We start from the raw sequence: 24,630 nt of genomic DNA on the forward strand, positions 1-24,630 counted from the left end.
CTCCTTTGTTTGTCCGATCTCTGTGCTAACAGTATATGAAATCTCGCACATTCTATGCAGCAAACGACACGGTTTGCAATAGCAGTTTATGCCTGATTCGTCAAATGTCGCCCCATTATCCAGATTCCTTCCTGTTTTTTTATGAACTATGCTGGTATTCGCCAAATTTGTACAGTTTTCTTTGAATCATGCGGCAATGTCCGCTATAATAAAGAGAGATGTTATGAACATCGCTTGATTTTAAATTTTCATCGGGAGGCTGTACGAACTATGTCTTGTGTATCCGTACCAAAGATCTTGATGCCAAAGGACGGCATCGACTTGAAGAAATGGGCTGTTGTCGCTTGTGACCAGTATACTTCTCAGAAAGAGTATTGGGCTGAGACCGACCACATCGTCGGTGATGCACCGTCCACCCTGCGCCTGACGCTTCCGGAAGTTTATCTGGAGGACGCCGATGTAGCAGACCGTATTGCAAACATCAACGAAACCATGAAGCAGTATCTGTCTGACGGCACGCTGACCGAGCTGCCTGCCGGTTTTATTCTGACCGAGCGCTATTCCGGCGGTACATCTCCGCGCCGCGGTCTGGTCGCTGCCATTGATCTGGAGTGCTATGAATACACAGCCGGCTCCCGTTCTCTCGTTCGCCCGACCGAGAAAACCGTTGTTGAGCGCATTCCGCCGCGTCTTGCTGTCCGCAAAAACGCTTCTATCGAAGTTCCGCACATCATGCTGCTCATTGACGACCCGAACCGCACCGTCATCGAGCCGATGTTCGAAAAGACCGATGCCCTGCAGAAGGTCTATGACACAGATCTGATGCAGAACGGCGGCCATATCAACGGTTGGTTTATTCCGGAAGGCGAGCTGACCGATCACCTGATTGCAGAGATGGAGAAACTCAACGACCGGAAAACATTCAATGAGAAATACCGCCTGACCAAGGATCTGCCGCTGCTGCCGTTTGCTGTCGGCGACGGCAACCATTCGATGGCAACGGCAAAGGCATACTGGGAGGACGTCAAAAAGACGCTGACGCCGGAGGAACGGGAAAATCATCCGGCACGCTATGCACTGTGCGAAATCGTCAACATCCATGACGAGAGCCTGCTCATCGAGCCGATTCACCGCGTGATGTTCCATGTCGATCCGGAGGATCTGCTGCACGCCGCTGTAAACTTCTATTCGAAGAACGGCAGCCAGTGTATTTTCTCGGATGAGAAGGCCGCTGCCGATCCGGAAAATCATACGGTTCGCTACTGCTTCGGCGGCAAAACCGGTACCATGACCGTCATCCGACCGAAGTGGGGTATTCCGCTCGGCACTCTGCAGGCATTTCTGGATGATTATCTGGAACAGCACAGCGAGGCAAAAATCGACTACATTCACGGCGAAGATGTCGTATCCAAGCTGGGCAATGAAGCGGGCAACATGGGCTTCTTTCTGCCGGACATCGAAAAGAACGATCTGTTCCGCGGCGTCATCATTGACGGCGTTTTGCCGCGCAAGACCTTCTCGATGGGTGAAGCACATGAAAAGCGCTATTATATGGAATCCAAGATGATTGTCAAGTAACTGCGTCATTTTCTTTCGGGACTGTCCACACAGGGCAGTCCCGTTTTTTGTCCCAAATCAGCATCGCTTTCCCGTTTTCAACACGGCAAAACGAAAAGATGCCGGAAAATATAAATTTTTTCTGCGGCGAAAAACAGCAGGATACTATCATGTACGCCGCATCATCCTGTATCTCTATCTCTGACTCACGCAGCACACAGCGAAAACAGGCATCGTGACTGAAAAATACTCGCTTTTGGGGCGGCTGCGTGTCCGCGACATATTGCTCTGGCAGCGCGGGCCAGTATCCCAGCGAGGATAAATACTGCTTGCTCATCGTGCGGTCAATCGTCAACCCATCCCCGTCCGGCTGTGCAACGCCAATGAGCAGCGGCTGTGCGTCATCTCGCATTCCCCACACGCGCAGCACTTCCCCGTATTTCGGCAGCGCACCGGCCGCGCAAAAGCGAACGGTTGTCTCTGTCTGTGAAAGCTGCATTTCTCCCCAATGCGCTTGCTGTCGACTGATTTCCATATGCTAAAAAAATCCCCCTGCACAGCATATGCTGCACAGGGGGAAAATCATACATGCGGTCAATGTTTTATGTAAGCATTGACCTTTTTCTCAGTCTTTTGCGTTGAGACCAAAACTCACGGCTAATGCGCGATCTACTTCATCCATATGCGAGGCGTCCAGCGTTCCCATTTTTTCCCGCAGTCTGCGTTTGTCCAGCGTGCGAATCTGTTCGGTTAAAATCACAGAATCTCGCGTCAGGCCAAACGTGCGGGCACCGAGAGAAATATGTGTCGGCATTTTCGCTTTGTTGACCTGCGAGGTAATCGCCGCCGCGATAACGGTCGGACTGTATCGGTTTCCGACGTTGTTCTGTATAATCAAAACCGGCCGCATACCGCCCTGTTCACTGCCGACTACCGGCGACAAATCCGCATAATAAATATCGCCGCGTTTGACATGATGCTCCAAAACAATCACACTCCGTAGGAAAGATTTCAGGCGTTTTTCCTGATACTGTTACTTTCCCCAGCAATCCGGTTATTTAATCATGCACCGTAAGAATATTTTCTCTTTGTCTCATTGTATGCGTTATGCGCCGAGATAGATACGCGGCACGCGCTTGCTGATATCGCAGGTGACCTCATAGGAAATCGTACCCGCTGCCGCCGCAAGTGTATCCGCCGTAATCGGACAATCGCCAAATACGGTCACTTCATCGCCGCGTTTCACATCCATTCCCGTGACATCCGCCCACGCCATATCCATACAGATGCGTCCGACGGTCGGCACGACCTTGTCCTGTATGACAACCGAAATGTGATTGCTTGCCACGCGCGGATAGCCATCCGCGTAACCAATGGTAAATACAGCCACACGCATCGGCTTGTCCGCCGTGAATGTGCGACCGTAGCCAATAGAATCCCCCGCCGGAATATCGCGCACCTGTGCCACACGAGCCTTCACGGTCATAACCGGCTTGAGCGGAACGGTTTTCTTGGTATCTGCGTCCGGATAATAGCCATATAAAATAATGCCGGCACGCACCATATTAAACGCGCCTTCCCGATACAAATCCGTTGTAAAGGTCTGTGTGTGCTGCAAAATAGCGGCGCTGTTGGAACAATGGCGGTACATGAGATTGATACCGTGCTTTTCCAGCTCCAGACACATATCTACGAACCGGCGGTACTGCAGTTCGGTAAATTCTTCGCCGCCGTTGACATCGGCAACTGCAAAGTGCGTAAATGCACCTTCCGCTTCCAATCCCGGCAGAGAAATCGCCTGCAAAATCTCCTGTACATTTTCCTTTGTAGAACGCGTTTCAAAGCCAATGCGCGTCATGCCAGTGTTCAGCGCAATATGTACCCGAATCGGCTTTCCAGCCGCCTGTGCTGCCGCAGAAAACGCCTTCGCCGTGTCGGTATCGCACAGCGCTGCCGCGATGTCATATTCCGCCAGCAGTGCGGCATCCGCATCCCCCACATAGCCCAGTACCAAAATCGGAAGCGTAAAGCCCGCCTCGCGCAGCTCTACGCCCTCTCCAATCGTTGCCACGGCAAAAAAATCCGCGCCCGCATCGCGGAGCACCGTTGCCGCCTGTACGGCGCCGTGTCCGTAAGCATCCGCCTTCACGACGCCGAGTACCTTTGCCTCCGGCATAATTGCCTTTACGTGGTCACGAATCTGTGTAAAGTTGTATCTCAAATTATCTAAGTTGATTTCTGCCCAGCATCTGCCGGTTTCGTTTGTTGTTGCCATGATTGCCTTTCCCACTTTCCTTCACGGCTGCAAGGCACAGTGCTGTACCGTACAGTCCATGATTTGTTTTCCATTCGTATATATATGAGCCTCCGTCAGCGCAAAGCTGTCCGGCTGCAAATATACTTCTTTGACGGCGGTTCCCTCTTCGCCTGTATCTTCATAGCGAAGAGCAATGCGTCCGTTTTCCTGCCACACCTGCTTGGGCACACCCGTCTGCAGGTCATGCAGCAAATATGTTGTGACATCCGCCGGTGTCAGTCCCTTTTTGTCCGGCATCGCGGTCTCCAGCTCGGCATCGTCATAGCAAAAGACATAGTCTTCTCCCGCAATGACCGCTCGGATGCCCGCTACAGATTCCGGCTTTTGAATTTCCAACTCGGCTGTATTCGTGTCTTTGTGATACGTGTATTGGATTTGATACTCCATCGCGTATTCATCCAAATTCGATGTGATGTTTGAGATCAATTCGATGGTCTGCGCACCACGATATGCCTCCTGCACAGCCGCTGCCAATTGGGTCGGGTCGCTGACGGCACAACAGCCGCACAGCAGCGACACAACAAGCAGGCTGCTCCAAATCCGTTTCAAGCGGTGTTACCACTCCCTGGAGTTGAGCGGTTTGAGTACCCGTGGAATATACCGCAGCATATCCGTCGGCGTCATGCCAAATTCTCCGATGTCGTTGGCGCACAAATCGCCCGCCCGACTGTGAATATATGCGCCGCAGGCAGCCGCCGCGAGCGGGTCCAGCCCCTGTCCCAACAGAGACAGAATGATGCCGGACAGGACATCTCCGCTCCCGCCCTTTGCCATGCCCGGATTGCCGTGCACGTTTTGATACAGCGCACCGTGCGGGTCTGCAATAATCGTCCGATGTCCCTTGAGCAGCAGCACACAGCGGTGCTTTCCGGCAAAGGCGGATGCCATTGCCTCCCGATGTTCCGTCGACGGAACATCACAGATGCGCGCAAATTCATGCGAATGCGGAGTCAAAATCACAGGGTACTTTGCTTTCTCCACTACATCTATATGTCCTGCCAGTGCATTTATGCCATCTGCGTCAAGAACCAGCGGGCATTCTGCCTGTTCGATGATGGTTTGTACCGCCTGTGTCACACCCTCGCTGATACCGAGACCCGGTCCTGCCAAAATCGCCGCACGGCGCTGCAGCGGCGGCAGACAATCCGCTGTAATCTTTCCATCTGCATCGGTTTTCAGCGGTATAAACGTCGGCTCATTGAGCTTTGCCGCCAAAATCGGATAAATACAGGACGGCAGTGCCAGCGTGACGATGCCGGAGCCGGTGCGCACAGCTGCCTGCGCCGCAAAAAACGGAGCGCCGATGTAATCCCGACAGCCGCAAACGGCAAGCACACGGCCATAGGTATTCTTATCGCTCTCCGGCTCGCGCGGGTGCATATGCTGCGCGAGATATTCCCAATCAATCGTTTTCATGTGTTGTCTCCTGTGCATCGCCCAGTAAAATTGCCGTTGCCGTGGCATATTCCCGACAGTGCGAGATGCTGAGCAGGAAATTCCCCTGCGGCTTGTGCACCTGCGGCGCACCCAATGCATCGTGTGTAATCTCGATGTCTTTCAAGTTCAGTCCACGCTGAAACCCTGTGCCAAGTGCCTTGGCAACCGCTTCTTTGGCGCAAAACAGACCGGCAGCGGATTCCGCTTTGTTTTTCGCTTTGGTCTCCAACCACGCTTGCTCCTGCGGTGTAAACGTGTGACTGACAAATCGTTCGCGCTGAATGGCGCGCCGAATGCGTTCGATTTCGATGATGTCGGTTCCCAATCCTATCACGGTTTCCCCTCCAATCCTTTCTTATTTTATCACCTTTTATTTAGTTTGTCTGCATCACCCTGAGAGAGATTTCAAATTTTTTCAAATAAATTTAAAAAAATTGAAAAATTATTGTTGACACAACGCAAATTCCCTGCTATAATAACAAACGTTGCAGCGAAGAGATGCAGCGAAAAAATCGAGGTGTGGCTCAGTTTGGTAGAGCGCTGCGTTCGGGACGCAGAGGCCGTGGGTTCAAGTCCCGCCACCTCGACCATCTTTTTCTTTCAATTACATATCGAGGTGTGGCTCAGTTTGGTAGAGCGCTGCGTTCGGGACGCAGAGGCCGTGGGTTCAAGTCCCGCCACCTCGACCATCTTTTTCTTTCAATTACATATCGAGGTGTGGCTCAGTTTGGTAGAGCGCTGCGTTCGGGACGCAGAGGCCGTGGGTTCAAGTCCCGCCACCTCGACCATCTTTTTCTTTCAATTACATATCGAGGTGTGGCTCAGTTTGGTAGAGCGCTGCGTTCGGGACGCAGAGGCCGTGGGTTCAAGTCCCGCCACCTCGACCATCTTTTACAGAGCAGGATTTCTGCTCTGTTTTTTTGTTGCCGTCAGCCGCCCGTTTCATTCTTCCCCGCCGCTATTGAAAATTCTCCGGATATATGATATGATTCCAAAAGATATCATTTGGAAAGGAATCTCTCATTTATGACTGATAAGAACTTTAGCATCACTTTGGGCGAGTACAAAGGCATCAAGCGTGCACCGATTACCGCCGATGTAACGAACGATGAAGTACAGGCTGCCATCAAGCAGGAACAGGAGCAGCGCGCCAAGATGCATGACGTAGAGCGTCCGGCACAGCTGGGCGATACCGCCGTTATCGACTTTGCAGGCTTCCTCGGTGACGAGCAGTTCGAGGGCGGCACGTCTGAGAACTATTCTCTGGCTCTCGGCTCCAACACCTTTATTCCGGGCTTTGAGGAGCAGCTGGTAGGCACCAGCGCCGGTGACGAAGTAGACGTCAACGTAACGTTTCCGGAAAACTATCCGGCAGGCAATCTGGCCGGTCAGCCGGTTGTGTTCAAGTGCAAGGTACACAAGGTACAGGAGCGCAAGCTGCCGGAGCTGAACGACCTGTTCGGCAAGATGTACGGCTTTGCAAACTACAAGGAATTTGAGCAGAACGTACACGATGCGCTGGTACAGCAGAAGGAGCAGGCAGCTCGTTCGCAGGTACAGAATGCTCTGCTGGAGCAGATTGTTGCAAACTCCGAAATCGACCTGTCCGACGAATTTGTAAACGCATTTATTGAGCAGATGCTCGCAACGGTTACGCAGGATCTGGCGCGTCAGGGCGCTTCTATGGAGCAGTATCTGGCATACCGCAACATCACTGACGAGCAGCTGCGCGCAGAGATGCGCCCGCAGGCTGAGGCTACCGGTAAGGCATCCGCCGTTCTTGCTTCGATTGCTCAGCAGGAAGGCATTGTCATCACCGACGAGGACGTTGACAACGACGTTCGCCGCATGGCTATGATGTACCAGATGGACTATGACAAGCTCGCCGGCACCATGGACGAGGCTGCACGCGAGAGCGTTCGCAACAGTCTGGAAATTTCCAAGGCTCTGCAGCTGGTTTTTGATGCTTCCATCGAAGAGTAATTACAGATACGCTGTAAGAGGACGTCTGTCACGGCGTCCTCTTTTCTCTGCACACAACGGGAGGTTGTTTTTATGCTGCGTATGATCGCATTGGATTTGGACGGCACGCTGCTGCGCTCGGACAAGACACTCTCTGCACGCACCAGACAGGTTTTAGAGTCCTATATTGCAAAGGGCACGCATGTCGTCGTGGCGAGCGGCCGTTCCTATGATTCGCTGCCGCAAGAGGTACTCTCCGTCTCCGGCATAGATTACGCCATCACATCCAATGGTGTGGTGATCTGCCACCGTCCGACCGGCGAAAAACTGTTTTATTCCCCGCTCAAGCCCGCGTGTACACAGCAGCTGCTCTCCCTCATTCAAACGCATCATGCCGAGTTTGAAGTGTTTTTAGACGGCGTGCCGTATGCGGATGCAGCGTTCGTGGCGCACCCCACCGCATACGGCTTGCCGGACGCTGCGACACAGTACATTCAGTCGACACGCAAGCCGATTAAAAACCTGCTCTCATTTACACAGGAGCACATACAGGAATTAGACTGCTTGGATTTTATCACCATTGACCAGCAAAAGCGAAAACTTTTGTCGCAGCAGCTCGAGCAAATTTCGGGGATTTACGTGACATCCTCCGTCCCGCACCTGCTGGAAATTTCCGATGCATCCGCCGGAAAAGGTCCTGCGCTGCGGCGTTTAGCCCAGTATCTAAACATTCCGCGCGAACAAATCGCCGCATTCGGCAACGAAGAAAATGATTTGGATATGATCGAGTTTGCCGGTGTCGGCGTTGCCGTCGCCAACAGTCCGGCACATGTGCGTGATTGCGCAAATTTTGTCACGGGAAGCAATGATGAGGACGGCGTTGCAGATTTTTTAGAACGGTATTTGACACAGCAGTAAAAAAAAAAGTCTCGTTTGGTTTTCACCAAAACGAGACTTTTTTTTATAATTTTTCTTACGCTTCAAACGCCTGCTTGATGCTGTTGTAATGCAGGAACTTATCCTGCTCAGCCAGCTTTTTGATTGTGTCCAAATCGGCAAACTGGAAGCCCATGGCCTCCGCCGTCTGAATATGCACATCTTCTTCCTTGACGTCCATCTCGAAGCGATAGATGTCTACAAAATAGTTGTCGCCCTCGTCCGGATTGATGCGCTGATATGAGAACAAATAACCGCCGTCTGCGCCTGTGACATCTAAACCGGTCTCTTCCCAGATTTCGCGCTGAATTGCCTGTGCGGAGGTCTCTCCTGCCATTACGCCGCCGCCGGAAACTTCCCATGCGCCCGGCGCCCATGCCTTGGTCATCACACGCTGGGTAATCAAAAACTTGCCGTCCGGCCGGCGAATGACGCCGAGCACCGTCAAATGAAATTCTCCCGGCTTCATGTGCCAGTCGTTCTTTTTCATTGTTCGTCCGGTCGGCTGTTTATTTTCATCATAAATGTCCCATAATTCCATAATTTGGCACTCCTGTTCTGTTTTTCCCGTAAAGATACCTTTTTATTATACGTCTGTTCAGGAAAATCAGCAAGTATAATTCGCAAAAAATCCCAAAAAACGCGAAGGGTACGCTTATCCTGTATACTTTGCATAATTTTAGCATATGATCATCGGAATTTCCTTGACATTTTGACAAAACAGAAGTATAATAAACACAAGTCAAAAGGTTACTGGATATGACATATCCGGCAGCCAAATCAGGAGGTGTTCCTATGTATCCTATCATCACTATCAGCCGTGAGTTCGGCAGCGGCGGTCATTCCATTGGTCAGGCTGTTGCAAAAGAGCTTGGCATTCCGTTTTATGACAGTGTTATCGTTGAGGAAGCTGCAAAAAAGAGCGGCTACTCTACGGATACCGTCGTAGAAGATGGAGAATACACAACGCTCTCTCAGACATGGTTCAGCTCTAACGCAGCATACAATGTCAATTACCTGTCTCCGCAGGATAAAATATTTGAGGCTCAGCGCAATGTGATTCTCGACTTGGCAGAAAAGGGTCCGTGCGTTATCGTCGGACGCTGTGCCGATTACATTCTCGACACCGCCAATATTCCGGCTCTCAACGTGTTCATTCACGCGAACATGGAATACCGCAAGGCGCATGTATTGGAGCGCTACGGCAAGACCAACGTGCCGATTGAAAAGCGTCTGCGCAAGAAGGACAAAGGCCGCAAGACCTACTATCGGTACTATACCGACCGCGAATGGGGTCAGTCCAACTATTATCACATCAGCCTTGACGCCAGCTATCTGGGCGAGCTGACCTGTGTGGACATCATCACCTCTGCCGCTCGCAGAAAGAATGAAAACAAGTAACTGCATACACAGCAGTGGCATCTGTCTTTTGAGACAGATGCCACTTTTTTATCTTTTTTTACCCGGATTGCAAATTTGCATTGCTCCAACGGACATGAAGGCAAACGATGGAAAAATCGCTGTCACGGCATATGATGCCAAGACGCTGGAAAGCTATCAGATTAAGGGCACAACCGAGTACATCACGGAAGGTGCAATTGTAGATACCTTTAAGAACTGTAATTCACTTTGCATTTGTTCCACTTTTTCCTATACTAAAACAGAGACTCCCTCTGGATGCTATGTATCCGGAGGGAGTCTCTGTTTTATGGGAATATTTTGAAAAAGCAAACCGATTATTTATCTGGCATTTTGCACGATTGGATATGTATTGGACGTAATGTCCACATTTTTGTTATAACGCGTGGTATAAATCTGCCGCCGCCCCAGATAAATCTGCTTTTTTCGAATGGCCTGCGGAATAATCAAGCTTTGACCGTCCAGCGGTTCATACACTTTTTCGTTCTTTTCTCCGATGACATCGCTCGGCACGACCTCATCCATTTGAATACAGGCGTTGTTCAAAAAATTGATGCGCGTCTCCTCATCGCACATGACCACCGCATCACTGACCTGCTCCAGCGCATGCTCGAACATATCGCACTGTGCATCGCGCGTCGCCGTCCGAAAGACAACCAGCCGGCAGTTTGCCGGCAAATCCTCCGCGGATGGCGCAGGACACCGATTTTCTCTATCAGTGACTATCATTCACTGACTTTCAGTCATTATACCTCTTTTTTCTTCGAATTGCAATATTTTTTTGCAGCCTACGATTTTTGCAGGCTGCGAAGCGCTGTGCGGCTGACAACGACATACGCCGTCAGCACCATGGTTCCGGTTAAAACCCATGAAATCGGATAAACGCTGAACAGAATCGGTAAAACATGATGCGCAGGCACAACGGTATTGACCCAAATCACACGGAAAACACAGGTGCCGAACACCGTGAGCAGCGCCGGCGTCAGCGAGTGCCCGTATCCGCGCAGAACCGAGCCGCTGATCTCATATGAGCATGCCAGACATTGCAGCAGCAAGACAGTCTGCATGCGCTGCGCCGCAGAGGCTGCCGCTGCGGCATCCGTTGTGAACAGTCCAATCCACAAATCCCGCCCCAGATAAAAGAATACATCCAGTGCCAGACAGATGAATACGCCGCACAGCATGCAGATGCGGAACACACGCTTGCATCGTTCCGCCTTTCCCGCACCATAGTTCTGGCTTGTAAACGTGACAGCGGCGGAATTAAATCCCATAAATGCAAAGCAGGTGATGTATTCAAAGTTCATCGAAATAGCAGAGCCTGCGACAACGGCAGAACCAAATGTATTGACCGCAGCCTGAATACACACGTTGGAAAAAGAAAAGACCATGCCCTGCACGCCCGCCGGAATGCCGATGCGCAAAATTGTCCGCAGCACGCTCCCATGCACGGCAAGTTTTTTCGGATGAAATCGAATCTCCTCCGCTTCATGCATGAGAAAGTACAGTACCATCATGCAGCTGACGACATTGGCAAGTACGGTTGCCAGTGCAACGCCTGCCACGCTGAGATGGAAGCCAACGACAAACACAACATTGAGTCCGGCATTGATACAGCCGGAGACAATCAGGCAATACAGCGGGCGTTTGGTGTCTCCTTTGCTCCGCAAAATGGCGGCGGCAAAATTATATGTCATGATAAACGGCATGCCAAAACAATACACACGCAGATAGATAACCGCCAAGTCCAGCACATTTTCCGGTGTAGAAAGCAGCTGCAGCAGCGGCCGCGCAATGGCAATGCCGCACACCATCAGCAGCAAACCGCTGCATATCGCCAGCAGCATCGTTGTGTGCACAACGTCCGGTATGCGTTCGCGCTTGCCCTTTCCGATGTAATTTGCTATGACAACATTGCTGCCGACGGAAATGCCGACAAACAAATTGATAAACAGGGATACCACAGAGGTGTTGGCGCCTACCGCCGCCAAGGCTTCGCTGCTGGCAAATCGTCCCACCACAGCTGCATCCACCGAATTAAACAACTGCTGCAGCATACTTCCCGCCGCAAGTGGCAGGGCAAACAGCAAAATTTTATCCCACATCGAGCCGGATATCATGTCGATGCCGGTTTGTTTTTTAGATTTCATGTTAATAGATAAGCTTCTTTCTCATTTTATTCTGTTCCAGTATAGCATACACGTGTTCTTTTGACCAGACAAAAGAAAAGCAGCCGCTGTCTATACGACAGCAGCTGCTTTCCAAAGATATTGGTGATTTTTATTATGCACGTAATTTAAGAAAGCTGCTGCATGACCCAATCCAAATCATTGGTTGTCTTGAGCTTTTCCAGAACTTCTTCATCTTCCAGCATATTGCAAATCTTTGCCAGAAGATCCATGTGTTCATTGCCGATACCAGCGATACCGAATACCAGCTGCGCTTTTTCCTTTCCGAAATCGACGCCGTCCGGATACTGCAGGAATACAATGCCGGTTTTCTTTACGGTGCCCTTCGCCTGACTGGTACCGTGCGGAATGGCAACGCCCATGCCCATATATGTTGTGATAAGTTTTTCACGCTCCTGCATCGCCGGAATATAGCTCTCATCAACATAGCCGAGCTGAACGAGCAATTCACCTGCTGCCTGAATGGCTTCCTCTTTGGATACCGATGTCTGATTCAGGCGCACGCCTTCCCGACAGATGACTTGTTTTCCCGTAATCGGAGATGGTGTCTGTTGTTCTTCCCGCTGCGGTGCAGCAGCGTCTACCTTCTGCAGCATTTCATACAGCGCATCCAGTGCCGGATCTGCCAAGAAATTTTCAATCGTGACCAGCTTTGCCTGCGGCGCACACTTCTGTGCGCGCTCTGCCAGCGTTGCCTGTACAACAGCAATGTTGCAGTCTGCCGGAATATTGTCAACAGAGGTATTGCTTACTTTGATATCCGGACGAACGCCCTTTAAGCGATTTCTAAACTTGGTTGCGCCCATAGCAGAAGAGCCCATGCCTGCATCACAGGCGAAGATAATCTTCTGTACATCGGCTGCGCTACCGATTTCCGCCGGAGCAGCCTGCCCCTTGGATTCCGCCTTCATTGCAGCCATCTGATTCTGCGCATCTTCCAGATTCTTTCCGCCCGCCATTCTGACGATCGGAGAAGCGATTGCAAACGAAATACCGGCTGCCAGCAATACGCCAATGATAACCTTCCACAGATCGCTGGTCGGCGTCATCATCAGGAATGCAATAATAGAACCAGGAGATGCCGGACCTACCAGACCGCAGTTTGTCATGCTGAACCAGAAAATCGCTGCCATGTTGCCAACAATCGGCGCGATGATAACCAGCGGGTTCATCAGGATGTACGGGAAGTAAATCTCATGAATGCCGCCGAGCAGATGAATGATGACGGCGCCCGGTGCGGACTGCTTGGTTTTTGCGTCCTTGCAGAAAAACATGTATGCGAGCAGAATGCCAAGTCCGGGACCCGGATTTGCTTCCAGCATGTACATGATAGACTTTCCGGTCTCCGCTGCGTCAGCTGTTGCCAGCGGAGTGAAAATGCCATGATTGATGGCGTTGTTGAGGAACAGTACCTTTGCCGGCTCAATAAAAATTGCAACCAGCGGCAAAACACTGTGAGAAACCAGAATGTGTACACCGGCTGCGAGCACAGTCAAAATAACGCTCATGACCGGACCGACAACTGCATATCCCAAGATGGCGAGAATCATGCCGATAATGCCAGCCGAGAAGTTGTTAATCAACATCTCGAAGCCTGCCGGTATGCCGGTATATGTCCTTCCATCTTTTCGTCAAACTTCTTGATGCAGAAGCCGCCGAGCGGGCCCATCACCATGGCTGCCATCAGCATCGTAATGGACGTATCACTCATAATTGCGCCGATGACGGCAATGGCACCAACAACGCGGCCTCTGTCGCCGCCGACCATCTTGCCGCCAGTCGATGCAATCAGAATAGGAATCAAATACGTCAGCATAGGGGAAACCATGCTGTTGAGCTGCTTGTTTGGAATCCAGCCTGTATCAATAAACAGTGCTGCGAGGAAACCGAACGCAATCAGCGCTCCAATATTCGGCATAACCATGCCGGATAGAAATTTACCAAATTTTTGTACCCTATTTTTCATGTCAGACCTCTCTTATCCTGTACAGCGGGACAATAAACGGTACAATTGTAGGTTATAAAACAGGAATCCGATGCCGTTCACATTCCGCCAGAACGTCCTGCGGAAGATGCCCATCGGAAATCACCAGATCGACATCCGCCATCGAGCAAATGGAATAGCTCCTCTTCACGCCTACCTTGGAGGAATCCATCAAAACGATGACCTGATCCGCCTGCTTCATCGCCGTGCGCTTGAGCAGGGCTTCTTCGATGCTGCCGCAGGTAAAGCCCGCCTGCAGCGTATATCCTGTGATGCCTAAAAATGTCTGGTGAAAATTAACGTGCTCCAGCTCTTGAATCGCCATCGTACCATACGTGCTGATACTATACCGATTGAGCCGGCCGCCCGGCAGCATGATGACTGGTTTTTCCAAGCCTGCCAACTCGGTGGCACAGCTGAGTCCGGTCGTATAGATGAGGTTGGATTGATCCGGAAACAGCCGTGCCAGCTCGGTTGTTGTGCTGCCGGAGTCCAGAAAAATTGCGGTATCCGGCTGAATCAGCCGCAATGCCTTTTGGGCAATTTCCTGTTTCTCCTGAATATTACGAATGGCTCTCCGATTAAAAAAGTCATCCGTATTGATAACCAATTGTACAGATTTTGCTCCGCCATGGATTCTTACTATCTGCTTTGCTTCGTCCAATGCTTTCAAATCGGTGCGAAGCGTCATTTCCGAAACGTTCGGGAAATGCTCTTTGATTGTAGAAAAGCTCACAGTGCCCTTTTGGTTGATGAGCGCCGCGATCGCATTTCTGCGTCTTTCCATTGTATCCATATGTATTCTCCTTTCAGCCTGCATTCACCGAAAGAAGAATTTCAGCAGAGTTTATTCTTCCTCGATGAAGTTTGCCAGCAGGTATTCCTCTGCCTCCGGGCACCACAGACCCTTGTGCGCATCCACAATGTCAGCCAGTGCGGTATAGCGCGCATCGCCAAGCTCCTCGCCTCTCTTGCGCAGATCCTCCAGCGCGATCAGCGGCATGGTCAGATGCGTATAAATCAGCTTCTTGCCGCCCGGGATTTTCGGCAGGTTCAGTGTTGTCTCTGCCGCAGCGTTCAGACCGCCAATATGTGTTACCATAACCGCCGGATTGATGCGCTTGGCAGCGGTCAGCTCCAGCGATTCAATCATATCTGCGGTATTGCCGCCAGTCGTGCCCATGACATGGGTAGAGTTGTAGTGTACATCGTAAAAATTCATGGTTGCGCTGAACTTCTTGTCGGTCGGGCCGGCAAAGAAATTCAAGCAGCCGTCTCTGCCCAGAATGTCGCTGCACTGCTGTACAACGGCTGCAACCGGCGCGTAGCAGAATACATCGTCATAGCCTGCGCCGTCCGTGATGTCACGCAGCACTGCAACCGGATCGTCATACTTTCCAGTGTTGACGAAGTGCAAATCAATGCCCATTTTCTTATACTCCGCCACCGGAAACAGCTCTTCCGCGCGATCCAGACGCTCCTGATTGACGTCAGCCACAACAACACGGGACGGGCGGACATCACGATGCAGTGCATAGGTCAGAGCGCCCAGACCCATTGGGCCGGCACCTGCCATGATTGCCAGATTGCCGCCTTCTTTGATGCCCATTTCGTGCTTGTACACGCCCATATGCGTGTGATATGCCGCATGAAAGGCACCAATGCTGCAGGACATCGGCTCTGCCAGCGATGCTTCATAGTATGCGCGTCCCTTGTACTCCAGCAGGCATCCCAGCTCCATGACCTCAGCCGGAATGACACAGTACGTCGTATCGCCGCCAAAGAACTCATACGAGTATCCCGGGCTCCACATGGTTCCCTTGTAGTTCAGCGCCGGCTGAAGCGTGAACTTCATGCCCGGCTTAAACTTGTCTTGATGGTTCTTGCCAACCTGAACAATGTCACCCGCAAACTCATGTCCCATGATTGCCGGATGCTCTGCGACATCCTCATGTACACGCTTGTGGTCTGTACCCAGTATAGCACACTTATACGTAGACATACAGATGCTGTCGGATACTACTTTGACGAGAATCTCGTCATCGGTAATCTCCGGAAGCTCAAATTCCTCCAGTCGCAGGTCGTTTGCCGCATGCAGTCTTACGCCTCTTGCTTTCATAGCAAAAACTCCTTTCGTTATTGTTTCAAAACCGAGTGTTTGTATTTCAATAGTTTATGCTTCTATAATATTCGCATTTCGCCCAAATGTCAATGCGTTTTTCACCGAAAATCTGCACAATTTTTCGATTAAATTTTTGGTATAAAAGCTAGTTACTTTTGAAACAACAGTTTTTGTGCAAAGCAAAGGCATCCATGCGCAAACCTTTTTTACACATGGATGCCTTTTTTTCGATGGACTTGTCAGTCGATTAAACTTCTACCATCTTTTCATTCCAAGCCATATCCCAGAACATGTATTCATACTGGCTGCACACATAAACAATGTGCTCCAAATTCTGAATCTGCTGTTCGGTATAGCCCTCGGTCAGACGGTCCACCATATCAATCATCAGCTGGTTGGAGGAACGGTATCCATCCGAAATGTACATATTCACCCATTCTCCGTAGAATTCCTGCTCCGTAGCGCCCGGGAACTTCTCCATAAAGTCACCGATGAGCTTATAGCTCCAAGAGCAGGACAGCACTGCCGCCATCAGCTCGCCGAGTCCCTCCTTTTCTGCAATCGCGATCATATAGTTGGTATACGAATCAGTCACAATGCTCGGCTTTGCCTGTGCAATCATTTCCTGCGAAATGTTCAGGCGGCGCAGATAGTCCTGATGCAGCGCATTTTCCGTGTCCAGCGTTGCGGCAATCAGACCGGAGAACAGACGCATATCGCTCTCATTTTTTGCTTTGAGAACGCCCAGCGCAAAAACCTTTGCGTACTGCATCAGGTACAGATGATCCTGAATCATAAAGAACTGGAATTTTTCCAGCGGCAGCGTGCCGTCTGCAAGACCCTTTACAAACGGATGCTCATTGTACTTATCCCACAAATCAATAATGCTGTTATACAAACGTTCCGATACTTTCATATGATAACTCCTTTTCCTTGTTTACAAACATATCATGCCTGCCGCCATGAGTCCAATGCAAAGCACGGCAAAGCAAATATCTCCTGCACGAACCCGCGTTGTGATGGCAAACGTGCGGCTTCCATCGCCGTCAAATCCTTTGGATTCCATTGCCATCGCAACGTTTTCTGACCAGCGAATGCCGTTGACCAATGTATTAAACAGCGGGCCAATCGGCAGCAAGCCGGTGCGTTTCTTTCTTGCGCGATACGCAAGATTTACCTCATCCCATTCGCGGCGCAGCGTCGGGATAAGATTGACTGCCGCCAGCACGCCATATGCAAACTTCGGCTTGACGTGCGCCTGATGCATGAGCGACATAATAAATTCTTTTTGGTCTGTAGAAAGCGCGAACACCATACCCATACCGACATAGGCGAGAATGCGCGTGCTGAGCAGCAGCGCAGAGTCCATCGAAGCCACGTCATAAATAGACGCCGACTGTGCCGCACTCTTGCCATAGGACATGCCGGAGACAAATACGGCGCCAGCCAACAGAATAACCGGCACAAACGTCTTGACAAGCGAGGACAATTTGCAGTCGGACAACAGCAGCAATGCCAGCAGAGCCGCAATCAACACCGCCAAATTCAGCTTCCACGAGCTGGTCAGCGCCATCAAAATGCCGCACACCAAAATTGTGACAACCTTGATAAACGGATTGATTTTTTCCAAAACGGTCGGTCTCATTTGCTTCCGTCCTCCCGTATCAGTTTTTTTCCGCACATCTGGTAGCGAACGTCTGCATACGCCTCTGCCAGTCCGCGGTCATGCGTCGTCATAATGACAGTCAAACCGTCTTCCTTGACGCGCGCACAAACCTGATCCATCAGCGCGCGTGCCGAACGATAATCCTGTCCATATGTCGGTTCATCAAGCAGCAGCAGTTTTTGTCCGCCCGCCAGCACAGACAGCACAGCCAGTCTGCGCTGCTGTCCCTGACTGAGCATATACGGAGAAAACTTTTGATACTTGCGCAGCCCGCAGGTATCCAGCATGTCCAGTGCCCGCTGCTTGATTTGTTCCGGTGTTTCGCCGGCGTATCGGCGGCTCAGTCCATCCGCCACTTCTTCCGTCACGTTTTGCGTGATAAACTGATTGGATGGGTTCTGAAACGCGATGCCGACCTCATCGAAACACCCTTTTTGGTCAATAGAGCGCAGTTCGCGCACATATCCGTTTTCTACAATGACAATATCTCCCAGATAGTCGCGCTGCTTCAAAAACGTCATCATCAATGATGTTTTTCCGCAGCCGCTCGGTCCCAAAATTGCCGTAATGCAGCCATCCGGAAATATCGCATCCCCTTCGAACAGCAAACTATCCTGTTCCGCGACATTTCCTCTCAGACGGCGGCGTTTTTTCGGCTTTTGCGGAATTTCCGGCATGGTCACACGACTGAGACGCAGACCGTCCTCCGTTGATTTGACAACAAGCGGCGCTTTGCGCGTTTCCTGCCAAATGCCCGGATAGGCGACTCCCTGTTCCCGAAACAGTGGGCGCGCCTGCTCCAGTTCTTCCGCTGTCTGCGCTTCACAAAGTACTCGTCCGCCTTCGCCGAGCAGCAGAAAGCGATCCGCCGTATCCATCCAGTGATCCGCCATGTGGTCAATTGCTACGATTGTTTTGCCCTGTTCCCGACACATCCTGCGCAGCAATTTCATCATTTCCTGTACCGCATCCGGATCCAAATTAGCGAATGGTTCATCCAGCAAAATACACGACGCATCGAGCAGATGAATGCACGTCAGAACAGCACGCTGTTTTTCTCCGCCGGACAGGCTGAACAGCTTCCGATCCAGCAAATGCTCTGTTCCCATCACGCGTGCAGACAACTGTGCGCGCTCGCGCATGCGTTCCGCCGGCACACGGATATTTTCCATGCAAAAATATAGTTCCTCGCGCAGCGTTGCCATGCAGAACTGCAGATCCGGATTTTGGAACATCATAGAAATTTTCTCGGCGCGGTCACTCGGATTCAGCTCTTTCAGTGGTGTGCCGAACAGCTCAATCGAGCCTTTCGTCAAAAAGCCGCCGTTTTCCGGCAGCAATCCGCACAGAACTGCCGCCAGTGTGCTCTTTCCGCAGCCGCTGCTTCCCATCAGGACAGTGACTTCTCCCGCCGGAATGGTCAGCGATACGTTGTCAATCACCGGTTTGGATTTTTCAAAATAGCGAAACGTCAGGTTTTCACATACAATCGCAGCCTGTTTCATGAATTATTCCACTTCCTCCGGAAGATTCTGTTTCATGCCCAGTGCATAGCCGCGCAATACACCAGCCTTTGCCAGACCGTCGCCAATCAGCTTGGATACGACACCGGTAAAGAGTATCGAGCTGACAACGCGAATTGCCAGTGCTGCAATCAGAATCGGCAGTGCATATGCGCTGTAACCGTATGCGAAATATTCCGGAACGATAAACGTAAATACCGCACAAATAATCGAGCTGAGAATCATCGAAGACCAGCCGAACTTCTTATAACGGAAGATCGCAAAGCCGATCTCGCAACCCAGACCCTGACAAAAACCGGTAACCAGCGTCATCGGACCAAACATGCCGCCCATCATAACTTCAATGACTGCTGCCAGCATTTCTGCGATGATACCGACGCCGCGCTTCTGAATCACGTAGGTTGCAAAGGTTGCAGCCATAAACCAGATGCCATAAATAAACTGGTAGCCAAGTGCGCCCAGACCCATCGGCGTCAACGCCGCCGTCAGAGCGGCGCCCACGTAATCAGCACCCAAAAACAGGAACGAGAACAGGACGCCCACGATGGCAACCATCAAAATGTCTTTTAACTTCCACTTCATATCCATAATATATCTTGCTTACTCCCTGAATAAAATGATTTAATATGTGCCTTCCACTGCAAACGCGTGATTCATCGGACCACTGCCCTTGCCGAGATCCAGCATCGCCGCCAATGCGCCAGAAATATATCTCTTCGCGCAATCCACGGCGTCATCTAAATTCATGCCCTTTGCGAGATTGGATGCAATCGCGCTGGAAAGCGTGCAGCCAGTGCCGTGGGTGTTCGGGTTGTCGATGCGCTTTCCCTTGAACCACTGATAGCCGCCGTCTCGATACAGCAGATCGTTGGCGTCATTCATATTGTGTCCGCCCTTGCACAGTACCGCGCAGTGATAGGTCTCGCTAATCCATTTTGCCGCTGCAATCATATCCTCGGCGCTGGTGATCTTCTTGCCGAACAGCACTTCCGTCTCCGGAATATTCGGCGTGATGACAGTCGCCTTCGGAATCAGCTGCGTTTTCAACGTCTCAATGGCCTCATCGCTGATGAGCTTTGCGCCGCTTGTCGCAACCATAACCGGATCGACAACGACATTTTTGAGCTGATAGGTTTCAATGGTATCCGCGATGACTTGAATGAGTCCGCTGGAGGAAACCATGCCGATTTTTACGGCATCCGGCCAAATGTCCTCAATCACATCGGTCAGCTGTTCCCGCAAAAAGTCCGGAGTTACCTCCATGATACCTGTTACGCCGGTGGTATTCTGTGCAGTCAATGCGGTGATGGCGCTCATGGCATATACGCCATTGGCGGTCATCGTTTTAATGTCTGCTTGAATTCCAGCGCCTCCGCAGGAATCACTTCCTGCGATTGTCAATGCTGTTTTCATTGTGAACTTGTCTCCTTTCACAGTCATTGATTTTGTATAGCGGCGGAAGGTGGTGCCCCCAATCGACCGCTTAAAAACGAAACGACAAGATTTTTTCAAAAAAAAACGCATTCGGTAACCCGATGCGCAAGTCAAAAAAACATCTTCCTACGTTGGCATTATCCAAATCAGGTTAAGGGTCAAGGCTTTCGCCTACTCTCAGCCTGCTCGCACAAGCTCCCCCGTTTCGTTCAATTTATTATATTCTCTTTGTCTCTTTCCGTCAAGAAAAAACTGTTGCCCGAAGGCAACAGTTTTTTTGTTCCCGCTATTCCGGCAAATGCTGCCGCACAATATTGGCATAGCATTGCAGCAAATCGCGCTCCAGACGCTGTGCAAACGCCGATTTTTCTCCACGCTGCATGTCCTGCAAATATTCTCTGCCGCGCAGCAATGCCGCACACGCTCTGTGCATCAGATACGCCGCCGCGCCCGTTGCATCCTTCTCCGGCACGAGCAGCACAAGACAGCCTTCGACAGCATCCTGCCCGTTCCACGCATACGGCATGTTTACCTGTAAGTATCCCATGCAGCAGTGTTTGACATATTCCGACTGACAGCAGAGAAACAACCTTCGATACGGCTGCAAATAGCTGTCCGCCTGATGCACCTGATGCACAAGCTGCTGCTCCAGCTGATTTGCCGCAATATCGTCCGAAATCATCATGCGCGCAGCATAATACGCCAACTCCTCCACATGCTGGATGCTTGGAATTTGATGCCACGGAATTTCTTCCGTCAGGCGCAGCATTTCATCACTGAATCGTGCAATAAATGCCGCATCTTTCCGCTGCGCCATGGGATGCTGCGCCGCCCGTATCTCCTGCTTTCGCTGAATCGCCATCGTCAGCGCCGCATCAATGCGGGTAAAATCCCGCCGATTGAGCAGCGTACTGACACGCACCACCGGATACGAAAGTGACAAATCAATGGTGGAAACAATCAAGTCAATGCCTTCACGCCGCAGCTGCCGTGTGTCAATGTCGATCGCGCTGACGATACGGTGCACAGCAATCCGAGGAAATCGGCGCGTAATTTCTGCCGCCAAGTGACTGGCGCCGCTCATGCCGACCGGACACACGACCACGGCGGAGATATTTTGCGATTTCTCCTGCATCCGCTCCATGGCCGCGCCCAAATGCATCGCAATATACGCACATTCTTCCGGCGGAACGCTGTCTATCTCTAAAATTTCCTTCAATACCGCGCAAGCATTGTCTGCCGCTGCATATAAAGTAGGATACAGCTCTATCATTTCCTGCGTCAGCGGGTTTTCAATCGGACTTCCCAGCCGCAGACGGCTGCATGTCGCTTGCAAATGGCTGTAAAGTCCTTCTAACAGCTGTTCATCCGCCTCAAAATGCAGCTGCAATTCGCGCTGTGCCGCACCGATGATGCGCTGCGCCAAATACAGCCGGTGCAGCTCTCCCGTCGCTGATGCAGCGAGATTTTGTTTCGGCATGGTGTCGCTGTTTGCAAAATACATGGCCAAAAATCCGATTTCCGCGGCATCCGGTGCAATCTCACTGTGTTCCCGCAGCATATCCGTCACATGCTCCGCCATAGCATATTCCGGAAGCCGTTGCAGTCGTTCCAGTTCTTCCCGCTCCAACTGCAGCGGATACCCCTGACGAATGCGCCGAAGCATCAGCCCCGCACACAGATATACGCGCAGAAAGCCTTCGTCTGTCAGGCAAATCTCCTGATAGCTTTGCGCCCGTCGCAAAATAGACAGCAGGCTGAGCTGTTCTTCCCGCGAAAGAACACGAAACAGCATCGGCGGCTCATTGCGCTCCGGCGCAGAGAAATAGATCATCACTGCATCTGCATGAAACGCCGCAATGTGTTCGATGCGCGCGCGCCGCCAATTTTTCTCTGTGCTTTCAATATATAAGCCTACACCGGTTTGTACATGCAGCGTGATTTGATACCGTGCCAGCCAATTCCGCACCCATGGCAGCTGCTTCTCCACGGCATCTCTGGAACAAAACAGCCGCTCGCTGATCTGTTCGATGGACAACACCCGTTTTGCATCGAGCAGCAGCTCCAACAGTTCCGCTTGCTGCGACAGGCTTTCCTGTCCGTGCACATTTCCCTGCAGTTCCAACAACAGATCGCGCTTGGCCTTCTCACTCGATTCCAGAAAAATACCGCTGCCCGCGCGGGACTGCATGAGACAATTCCGCGCTTTCATCCAGTCGCGCACTTCCGGAAGCGCTCGCTGGATGGTTCGCTTGCTCAAATGCATTTGTTCGGACAATTCCGCCAATGTGAGCGGGCATCCTGCCGGCTGTTCCAGCAGCAGAATGCTCAATTGTTTCGCTCGCTGTGACAGCTCCATGTTCTTCCCACCTTTCTTCCCGCCACCCTGTTTGTTAAATTATTGACAAATCCTGATGGCTTCGTGATTATTTGCAAGAAAGATACCACATTTTCTCAATTTTGTCCAGAATTGACGGAAATTTTTCTTTTGTTATTTTTTTAACAAATCATCTCATTTTTCTCCCGTGTGCTGTGTATATTCTACATGTACCACTTGCTTTACGCCGCTATTTCTCGATATTTTGCACATGTTTTTGCCGTGTCCACATGCATGACGCCAAATTTCCGCCAGAAATCCACTTGTTTCACCCCTGTTTTGACGTCATACTTGTAGTCACAAAAGATAAATCAACAAAAACAAACTACCAAAGAAAGAGGTGCCAATCCAAATGATTACCATTGAACATACAGTGTCCGAGTCGGTATTCGTTCATGCACAGGTTGCTGCGGAGCTGACACAGAAAATTAAGCCGTTATCTTCTACCGTTCGTCTGGTAAAGGACAACGCATCCGTTGACGCCAACAGCATCTTGTCCATCATCGGCATGGCCATCAAGGGCGGAGATCATATTTCCTTCGTCCTCTCCGGCGACAGCGAAAAGCAGGACGCAAAAACGCTCTCTGCATATCTCAGCGAAAAGCTGTAAATTTAGCCTAACCATTTCACTATATCATCATACTCACTCACACGAATGCTGCGGCGAATAGCCGCAGCACCGATTCCCCAAAGGAGGAACCATCATGCCAGAGAACAAAACGAGAGTTGCTGTTCTGGTGCAGAACGAATTGAATCTCGATCTCAACGAGGTTTTTCATGACGCCGTCGCACAGGGCGCAGAAATTGTCAATACGCCGCTGTATCACACGCAGGACGTGCAGGAAGTAATCGCCGCAGCCAAGGGCTTTGATTATGTCGTAGCGGGACGCGAACCGTGGAACGCGGAAGTGCTCTCCGCCTGTGCCGACCATTTGAAGGGCATCGCTCGTTTTGGCGCTGGCTTCGAGACCGTCGATCTGGAAAAAGCCACTGAACTTGGCATCGCCGTGTGCAACGCACCAGGCGTCAATTCCAAGGCGGTCGCAGAACAGGCACTCGCCCTGACACTTGCGATTCTGCGCAAGATTACTATTTATGACCGCAGCCTGCGCGCGGATGGCGTCACGGCAAAGATGTCTCAGACGCTGGAAGGCACGGTTGCACTGCTCGGCTTCGGCAATATCGGCTGTGAATTTGCCAAGCTGCTCAGCGTATTCCCGGTCAAGGTCATTGCGTATGACCCGTATCCGAATTATCAGGCTGCCAACGCGCTGGGTGTAGAAATCGTCGATTTGGAAACCGCCGTGCGCACCGCTGATATTATCAGTCTGCATCTGCCCGCAGTCAAGACCATGAAGGACTTTATCTGCAAGGACGTCATTGATTTGATGAAGGACGGCGTGTATATTATCAACACGAGCCGCGGCTACGTCGTCAACGAACATGATTTGGCAGACGCGCTGCGCTCCGGCAAAATCGCCGGTGCTGCGCTGGACGCTTTCAAGGTAGAGCCGTTTGATCCGGATTCCGAGCTGAAAACGCTGCCAAATGTCGTTCTGACACCGCATTCCGCCGCTGTTTCTACGCAGGCTGTGCGCATGGTATTCAACCACTGTGCCGGTGTCATCGCATCATACATGCGCGGCGATCAGCCTCGCAGCCTGCTCAATCCGGAGTACGCAAAACATCGTTAACATTCACACAAGA

25 protein-coding genes, 4 tRNA genes and 1 riboswitch are annotated in these 24,630 nt (G+C 51.2%); of the genes, 10 read left to right on the plus strand and 19 right to left on the minus strand.

The window, feature by feature from the left end; genetic code table 11:
* Window positions 1-270: 270 nt before the first annotated feature.
* Window positions 271-1,578 carry a DUF1015 domain-containing protein gene (locus tag KQI75_RS02635; protein ID WP_216469127.1) on the plus strand — a complete coding sequence of 436 codons (1,308 nt, stop codon included), beginning with the start codon at window positions 271-273 and terminating at the stop codon, window positions 1,576-1,578.
* On the opposite strand, the gene KQI75_RS02640 is transcribed toward KQI75_RS02635, so the two are convergent.
* The 6 genes from KQI75_RS02640 to acpS form a co-directional block, all read right to left on the minus strand.
* Window positions 1,571-2,092, minus strand: a complete 522-nt coding sequence (locus KQI75_RS02640) for a hypothetical protein (protein ID WP_216469128.1) — start codon at window positions 2,090-2,092, stop codon at window positions 1,571-1,573. The two genes, KQI75_RS02635 and KQI75_RS02640, sit on opposite strands and share 8 nt — an antisense overlap.
* Window positions 2,093-2,182: 90 nt before the next feature.
* Entirely contained in the window at window positions 2,183-2,542 is a 360-nt protein-coding gene (locus KQI75_RS02645; protein WP_216469129.1) for a type II toxin-antitoxin system PemK/MazF family toxin, read from the minus strand.
* Window positions 2,543-2,662: 120 nt separating this feature from the next.
* Entirely contained in the window at window positions 2,663-3,832 is a 1,170-nt protein-coding gene (alr, locus tag KQI75_RS02650; protein ID WP_216469130.1) for an alanine racemase, read from the minus strand.
* Between the two features lie 21 nt (window positions 3,833-3,853).
* The gene (locus tag KQI75_RS02655; protein ID WP_216469131.1) at window positions 3,854-4,423 is read right to left on the minus strand and encodes a hypothetical protein; all 570 of its coding nucleotides are present in this window, start codon (window positions 4,421-4,423) and stop codon (window positions 3,854-3,856) included.
* Window positions 4,424-4,429: 6 nt separating this feature from the next.
* The gene (locus KQI75_RS02660) at window positions 4,430-5,290 is read right to left on the minus strand and encodes an NAD(P)H-hydrate dehydratase (RefSeq protein ID WP_216469132.1); all 861 of its coding nucleotides are present in this window, start codon (window positions 5,288-5,290) and stop codon (window positions 4,430-4,432) included.
* Entirely contained in the window at window positions 5,277-5,645 is a 369-nt protein-coding gene (gene acpS / locus KQI75_RS02665; RefSeq protein ID WP_216469133.1) for a holo-ACP synthase, read from the minus strand. Before acpS ends, KQI75_RS02660 begins: the two co-directional genes overlap by 14 nt.
* Window positions 5,646-5,824: 179 nt before the next feature.
* Here acpS and KQI75_RS02670 point away from each other — a divergent pair.
* From KQI75_RS02670 to KQI75_RS02695, 6 genes are all read left to right on the plus strand, one after another.
* A tRNA-Pro gene (locus KQI75_RS02670) sits at window positions 5,825-5,901 on the plus strand.
* A 22-nt stretch (window positions 5,902-5,923) separates the two neighbouring features.
* A tRNA-Pro gene (locus tag KQI75_RS02675) sits at window positions 5,924-6,000 on the plus strand.
* A gap of 22 nt (window positions 6,001-6,022) precedes the next feature.
* Window positions 6,023-6,099: transfer RNA gene (locus KQI75_RS02680), tRNA-Pro, on the plus strand.
* Window positions 6,100-6,121: 22 nt separating this feature from the next.
* Window positions 6,122-6,198 (plus strand) — tRNA-Pro (locus tag KQI75_RS02685).
* 139 nt (window positions 6,199-6,337) lie between these two features.
* Window positions 6,338-7,294 carry a trigger factor gene (tig, locus tag KQI75_RS02690; protein WP_216469134.1) on the plus strand — a complete coding sequence of 319 codons (957 nt, stop codon included), beginning with the start codon at window positions 6,338-6,340 and terminating at the stop codon, window positions 7,292-7,294.
* Window positions 7,295-7,366: 72 nt separating this feature from the next.
* Window positions 7,367-8,191 (plus strand): Cof-type HAD-IIB family hydrolase, encoded by an 825-nt coding sequence (locus KQI75_RS02695; protein ID WP_216469135.1) that lies wholly within the window; start codon window positions 7,367-7,369, stop codon window positions 8,189-8,191.
* Between the two features lie 55 nt (window positions 8,192-8,246).
* On the opposite strand, the gene KQI75_RS02700 is transcribed toward KQI75_RS02695, so the two are convergent.
* On the minus strand, window positions 8,247-8,750 hold the full coding sequence (locus tag KQI75_RS02700) for an NUDIX hydrolase (protein ID WP_216469136.1): 504 nt from the start codon (window positions 8,748-8,750) through the stop codon (window positions 8,247-8,249).
* A 254-nt stretch (window positions 8,751-9,004) separates the two neighbouring features.
* Between KQI75_RS02700 and KQI75_RS02705 the strand changes: the two genes are divergently transcribed.
* The gene (locus KQI75_RS02705; RefSeq protein WP_216469137.1) at window positions 9,005-9,610 is read left to right on the plus strand and encodes a cytidylate kinase-like family protein; all 606 of its coding nucleotides are present in this window, start codon (window positions 9,005-9,007) and stop codon (window positions 9,608-9,610) included.
* Window positions 9,611-9,949: 339 nt separating this feature from the next.
* Here KQI75_RS02705 and KQI75_RS02710 read toward each other — a convergent pair whose 3' ends face one another.
* The 12 genes from KQI75_RS02710 to KQI75_RS02760 all read right to left on the minus strand — a co-directional run bounded on the left by KQI75_RS02710 (window position 9,950) and on the right by KQI75_RS02760 (window position 22,905).
* Window positions 9,950-10,357 (minus strand): hypothetical protein, encoded by a 408-nt coding sequence (locus KQI75_RS02710; protein WP_216469138.1) that lies wholly within the window; start codon window positions 10,355-10,357, stop codon window positions 9,950-9,952.
* 59 nt (window positions 10,358-10,416) lie between these two features.
* Window positions 10,417-11,778, minus strand: coding sequence for an MATE family efflux transporter (locus KQI75_RS02715; protein ID WP_216469139.1), 1,362 nt, complete (start codon window positions 11,776-11,778; stop codon window positions 10,417-10,419).
* A gap of 146 nt (window positions 11,779-11,924) precedes the next feature.
* Window positions 11,925-13,403, minus strand: a complete 1,479-nt coding sequence (locus tag KQI75_RS02720) for a PTS sugar transporter subunit IIA (protein ID WP_330655469.1) — start codon at window positions 13,401-13,403, stop codon at window positions 11,925-11,927.
* Window positions 13,397-13,783, minus strand: a complete 387-nt coding sequence (locus KQI75_RS13750; RefSeq protein WP_330655470.1) for a hypothetical protein — start codon at window positions 13,781-13,783, stop codon at window positions 13,397-13,399. The genes KQI75_RS02720 and KQI75_RS13750 overlap by 7 nt, the downstream gene beginning before the upstream one ends.
* Window positions 13,784-13,835: 52 nt before the next feature.
* A complete protein-coding gene (locus tag KQI75_RS02725; RefSeq protein ID WP_216469140.1) occupies window positions 13,836-14,597 on the minus strand; it encodes a DeoR/GlpR family DNA-binding transcription regulator in 762 nt (253 codons plus the stop codon).
* 51 nt (window positions 14,598-14,648) lie between these two features.
* Window positions 14,649-15,920 carry a zinc-binding dehydrogenase gene (locus tag KQI75_RS02730; RefSeq protein ID WP_216469141.1) on the minus strand — a complete coding sequence of 424 codons (1,272 nt, stop codon included), beginning with the start codon at window positions 15,918-15,920 and terminating at the stop codon, window positions 14,649-14,651.
* Between the two features lie 250 nt (window positions 15,921-16,170).
* A complete protein-coding gene (tenA, locus tag KQI75_RS02735) occupies window positions 16,171-16,839 on the minus strand; it encodes a thiaminase II (RefSeq protein ID WP_216469142.1) in 669 nt (222 codons plus the stop codon).
* A 21-nt stretch (window positions 16,840-16,860) separates the two neighbouring features.
* Window positions 16,861-17,568, minus strand: a complete 708-nt coding sequence (locus KQI75_RS02740; protein ID WP_216469143.1) for an energy-coupling factor transporter transmembrane component T — start codon at window positions 17,566-17,568, stop codon at window positions 16,861-16,863.
* On the minus strand, window positions 17,565-19,094 hold the full coding sequence (locus KQI75_RS02745) for an ABC transporter ATP-binding protein (protein ID WP_216469144.1): 1,530 nt from the start codon (window positions 19,092-19,094) through the stop codon (window positions 17,565-17,567). Before KQI75_RS02745 ends, KQI75_RS02740 begins: the two co-directional genes overlap by 4 nt.
* A 3-nt stretch (window positions 19,095-19,097) precedes the next feature.
* Entirely contained in the window at window positions 19,098-19,700 is a 603-nt protein-coding gene (locus KQI75_RS02750; RefSeq protein ID WP_216469145.1) for an ECF transporter S component, read from the minus strand.
* 33 nt (window positions 19,701-19,733) lie between these two features.
* The gene (thiD, locus tag KQI75_RS02755) at window positions 19,734-20,525 is read right to left on the minus strand and encodes a bifunctional hydroxymethylpyrimidine kinase/phosphomethylpyrimidine kinase (RefSeq protein WP_216469146.1); all 792 of its coding nucleotides are present in this window, start codon (window positions 20,523-20,525) and stop codon (window positions 19,734-19,736) included.
* 127 nt (window positions 20,526-20,652) lie between these two features.
* A riboswitch (TPP riboswitch) is annotated at window positions 20,653-20,758 on the minus strand.
* Window positions 20,759-20,832: 74 nt separating this feature from the next.
* Window positions 20,833-22,905: a BglG family transcription antiterminator gene (locus KQI75_RS02760; RefSeq protein WP_216469147.1), complete on the minus strand. Its 2,073-nt coding sequence runs from the start codon at window positions 22,903-22,905 to the stop codon at window positions 20,833-20,835.
* Between the two features lie 370 nt (window positions 22,906-23,275).
* On the opposite strand from KQI75_RS02760, the gene KQI75_RS02765 reads away from it, so the two are divergent.
* Window positions 23,276-23,533, plus strand: a complete 258-nt coding sequence (locus tag KQI75_RS02765; protein WP_216469148.1) for an HPr family phosphocarrier protein — start codon at window positions 23,276-23,278, stop codon at window positions 23,531-23,533.
* Window positions 23,534-23,627: 94 nt separating this feature from the next.
* The gene (locus tag KQI75_RS02770; protein WP_216469149.1) at window positions 23,628-24,617 is read left to right on the plus strand and encodes an NAD(P)-dependent oxidoreductase; all 990 of its coding nucleotides are present in this window, start codon (window positions 23,628-23,630) and stop codon (window positions 24,615-24,617) included.
* The last annotated feature ends 13 nt before the right edge of the window (window positions 24,618-24,630 follow it).

This window comes from Butyricicoccus intestinisimiae (assembly GCF_018918345.1).
GTDB lineage: Bacteria > Bacillota > Clostridia > Oscillospirales > Butyricicoccaceae > Butyricicoccus_A > Butyricicoccus_A intestinisimiae.

Bases quoted from the DNA above. Each gene is read 5' to 3' on its own strand.
- KQI75_RS02635 (WP_216469127.1), top strand. From the start codon at position 271: ATGTCTTGTGTATCCGTACCAAAGATCTTGATGCCAAAGGACGGCATC.
- KQI75_RS02640 (WP_216469128.1), bottom strand. From the start codon at position 2,092: ATGGAAATCAGTCGACAGCAAGCGCATTGGGGAGAAATGCAGCTTTCA.
- alr (WP_216469130.1), bottom strand. From the start codon at position 3,832: ATGGCAACAACAAACGAAACCGGCAGATGCTGGGCAGAAATCAACTTA.
- KQI75_RS02660 (WP_216469132.1), bottom strand. From the start codon at position 5,290: ATGAAAACGATTGATTGGGAATATCTCGCGCAGCATATGCACCCGCGC.
- tig (WP_216469134.1), top strand. From the start codon at position 6,338: ATGACTGATAAGAACTTTAGCATCACTTTGGGCGAGTACAAAGGCATC.
- KQI75_RS02695 (WP_216469135.1), top strand. From the start codon at position 7,367: ATGCTGCGTATGATCGCATTGGATTTGGACGGCACGCTGCTGCGCTCG.
- KQI75_RS02700 (WP_216469136.1), bottom strand. From the start codon at position 8,750: ATGGAATTATGGGACATTTATGATGAAAATAAACAGCCGACCGGACGA.
- KQI75_RS02705 (WP_216469137.1), top strand. From the start codon at position 9,005: ATGTATCCTATCATCACTATCAGCCGTGAGTTCGGCAGCGGCGGTCAT.
- KQI75_RS02710 (WP_216469138.1), bottom strand. From the start codon at position 10,357: ATGATAGTCACTGATAGAGAAAATCGGTGTCCTGCGCCATCCGCGGAG.
- KQI75_RS02715 (WP_216469139.1), bottom strand. From the start codon at position 11,778: ATGAAATCTAAAAAACAAACCGGCATCGACATGATATCCGGCTCGATG.
- KQI75_RS02720 (WP_330655469.1), bottom strand. From the start codon at position 13,403: ATGTTGATTAACAACTTCTCGGCTGGCATTATCGGCATGATTCTCGCC.
- KQI75_RS13750 (WP_330655470.1), bottom strand. From the start codon at position 13,783: ATGAAAAATAGGGTACAAAAATTTGGTAAATTTCTATCCGGCATGGTT.
- KQI75_RS02725 (WP_216469140.1), bottom strand. From the start codon at position 14,597: ATGGATACAATGGAAAGACGCAGAAATGCGATCGCGGCGCTCATCAAC.
- KQI75_RS02730 (WP_216469141.1), bottom strand. From the start codon at position 15,920: ATGAAAGCAAGAGGCGTAAGACTGCATGCGGCAAACGACCTGCGACTG.
- tenA (WP_216469142.1), bottom strand. From the start codon at position 16,839: ATGAAAGTATCGGAACGTTTGTATAACAGCATTATTGATTTGTGGGAT.
- KQI75_RS02740 (WP_216469143.1), bottom strand. From the start codon at position 17,568: ATGAGACCGACCGTTTTGGAAAAAATCAATCCGTTTATCAAGGTTGTC.
- KQI75_RS02745 (WP_216469144.1), bottom strand. From the start codon at position 19,094: ATGAAACAGGCTGCGATTGTATGTGAAAACCTGACGTTTCGCTATTTT.
- KQI75_RS02750 (WP_216469145.1), bottom strand. From the start codon at position 19,700: ATGGATATGAAGTGGAAGTTAAAAGACATTTTGATGGTTGCCATCGTG.
- thiD (WP_216469146.1), bottom strand. From the start codon at position 20,525: ATGAAAACAGCATTGACAATCGCAGGAAGTGATTCCTGCGGAGGCGCT.
- KQI75_RS02760 (WP_216469147.1), bottom strand. From the start codon at position 22,905: ATGGAGCTGTCACAGCGAGCGAAACAATTGAGCATTCTGCTGCTGGAA.
- KQI75_RS02765 (WP_216469148.1), top strand. From the start codon at position 23,276: ATGATTACCATTGAACATACAGTGTCCGAGTCGGTATTCGTTCATGCA.
- KQI75_RS02770 (WP_216469149.1), top strand. From the start codon at position 23,628: ATGCCAGAGAACAAAACGAGAGTTGCTGTTCTGGTGCAGAACGAATTG.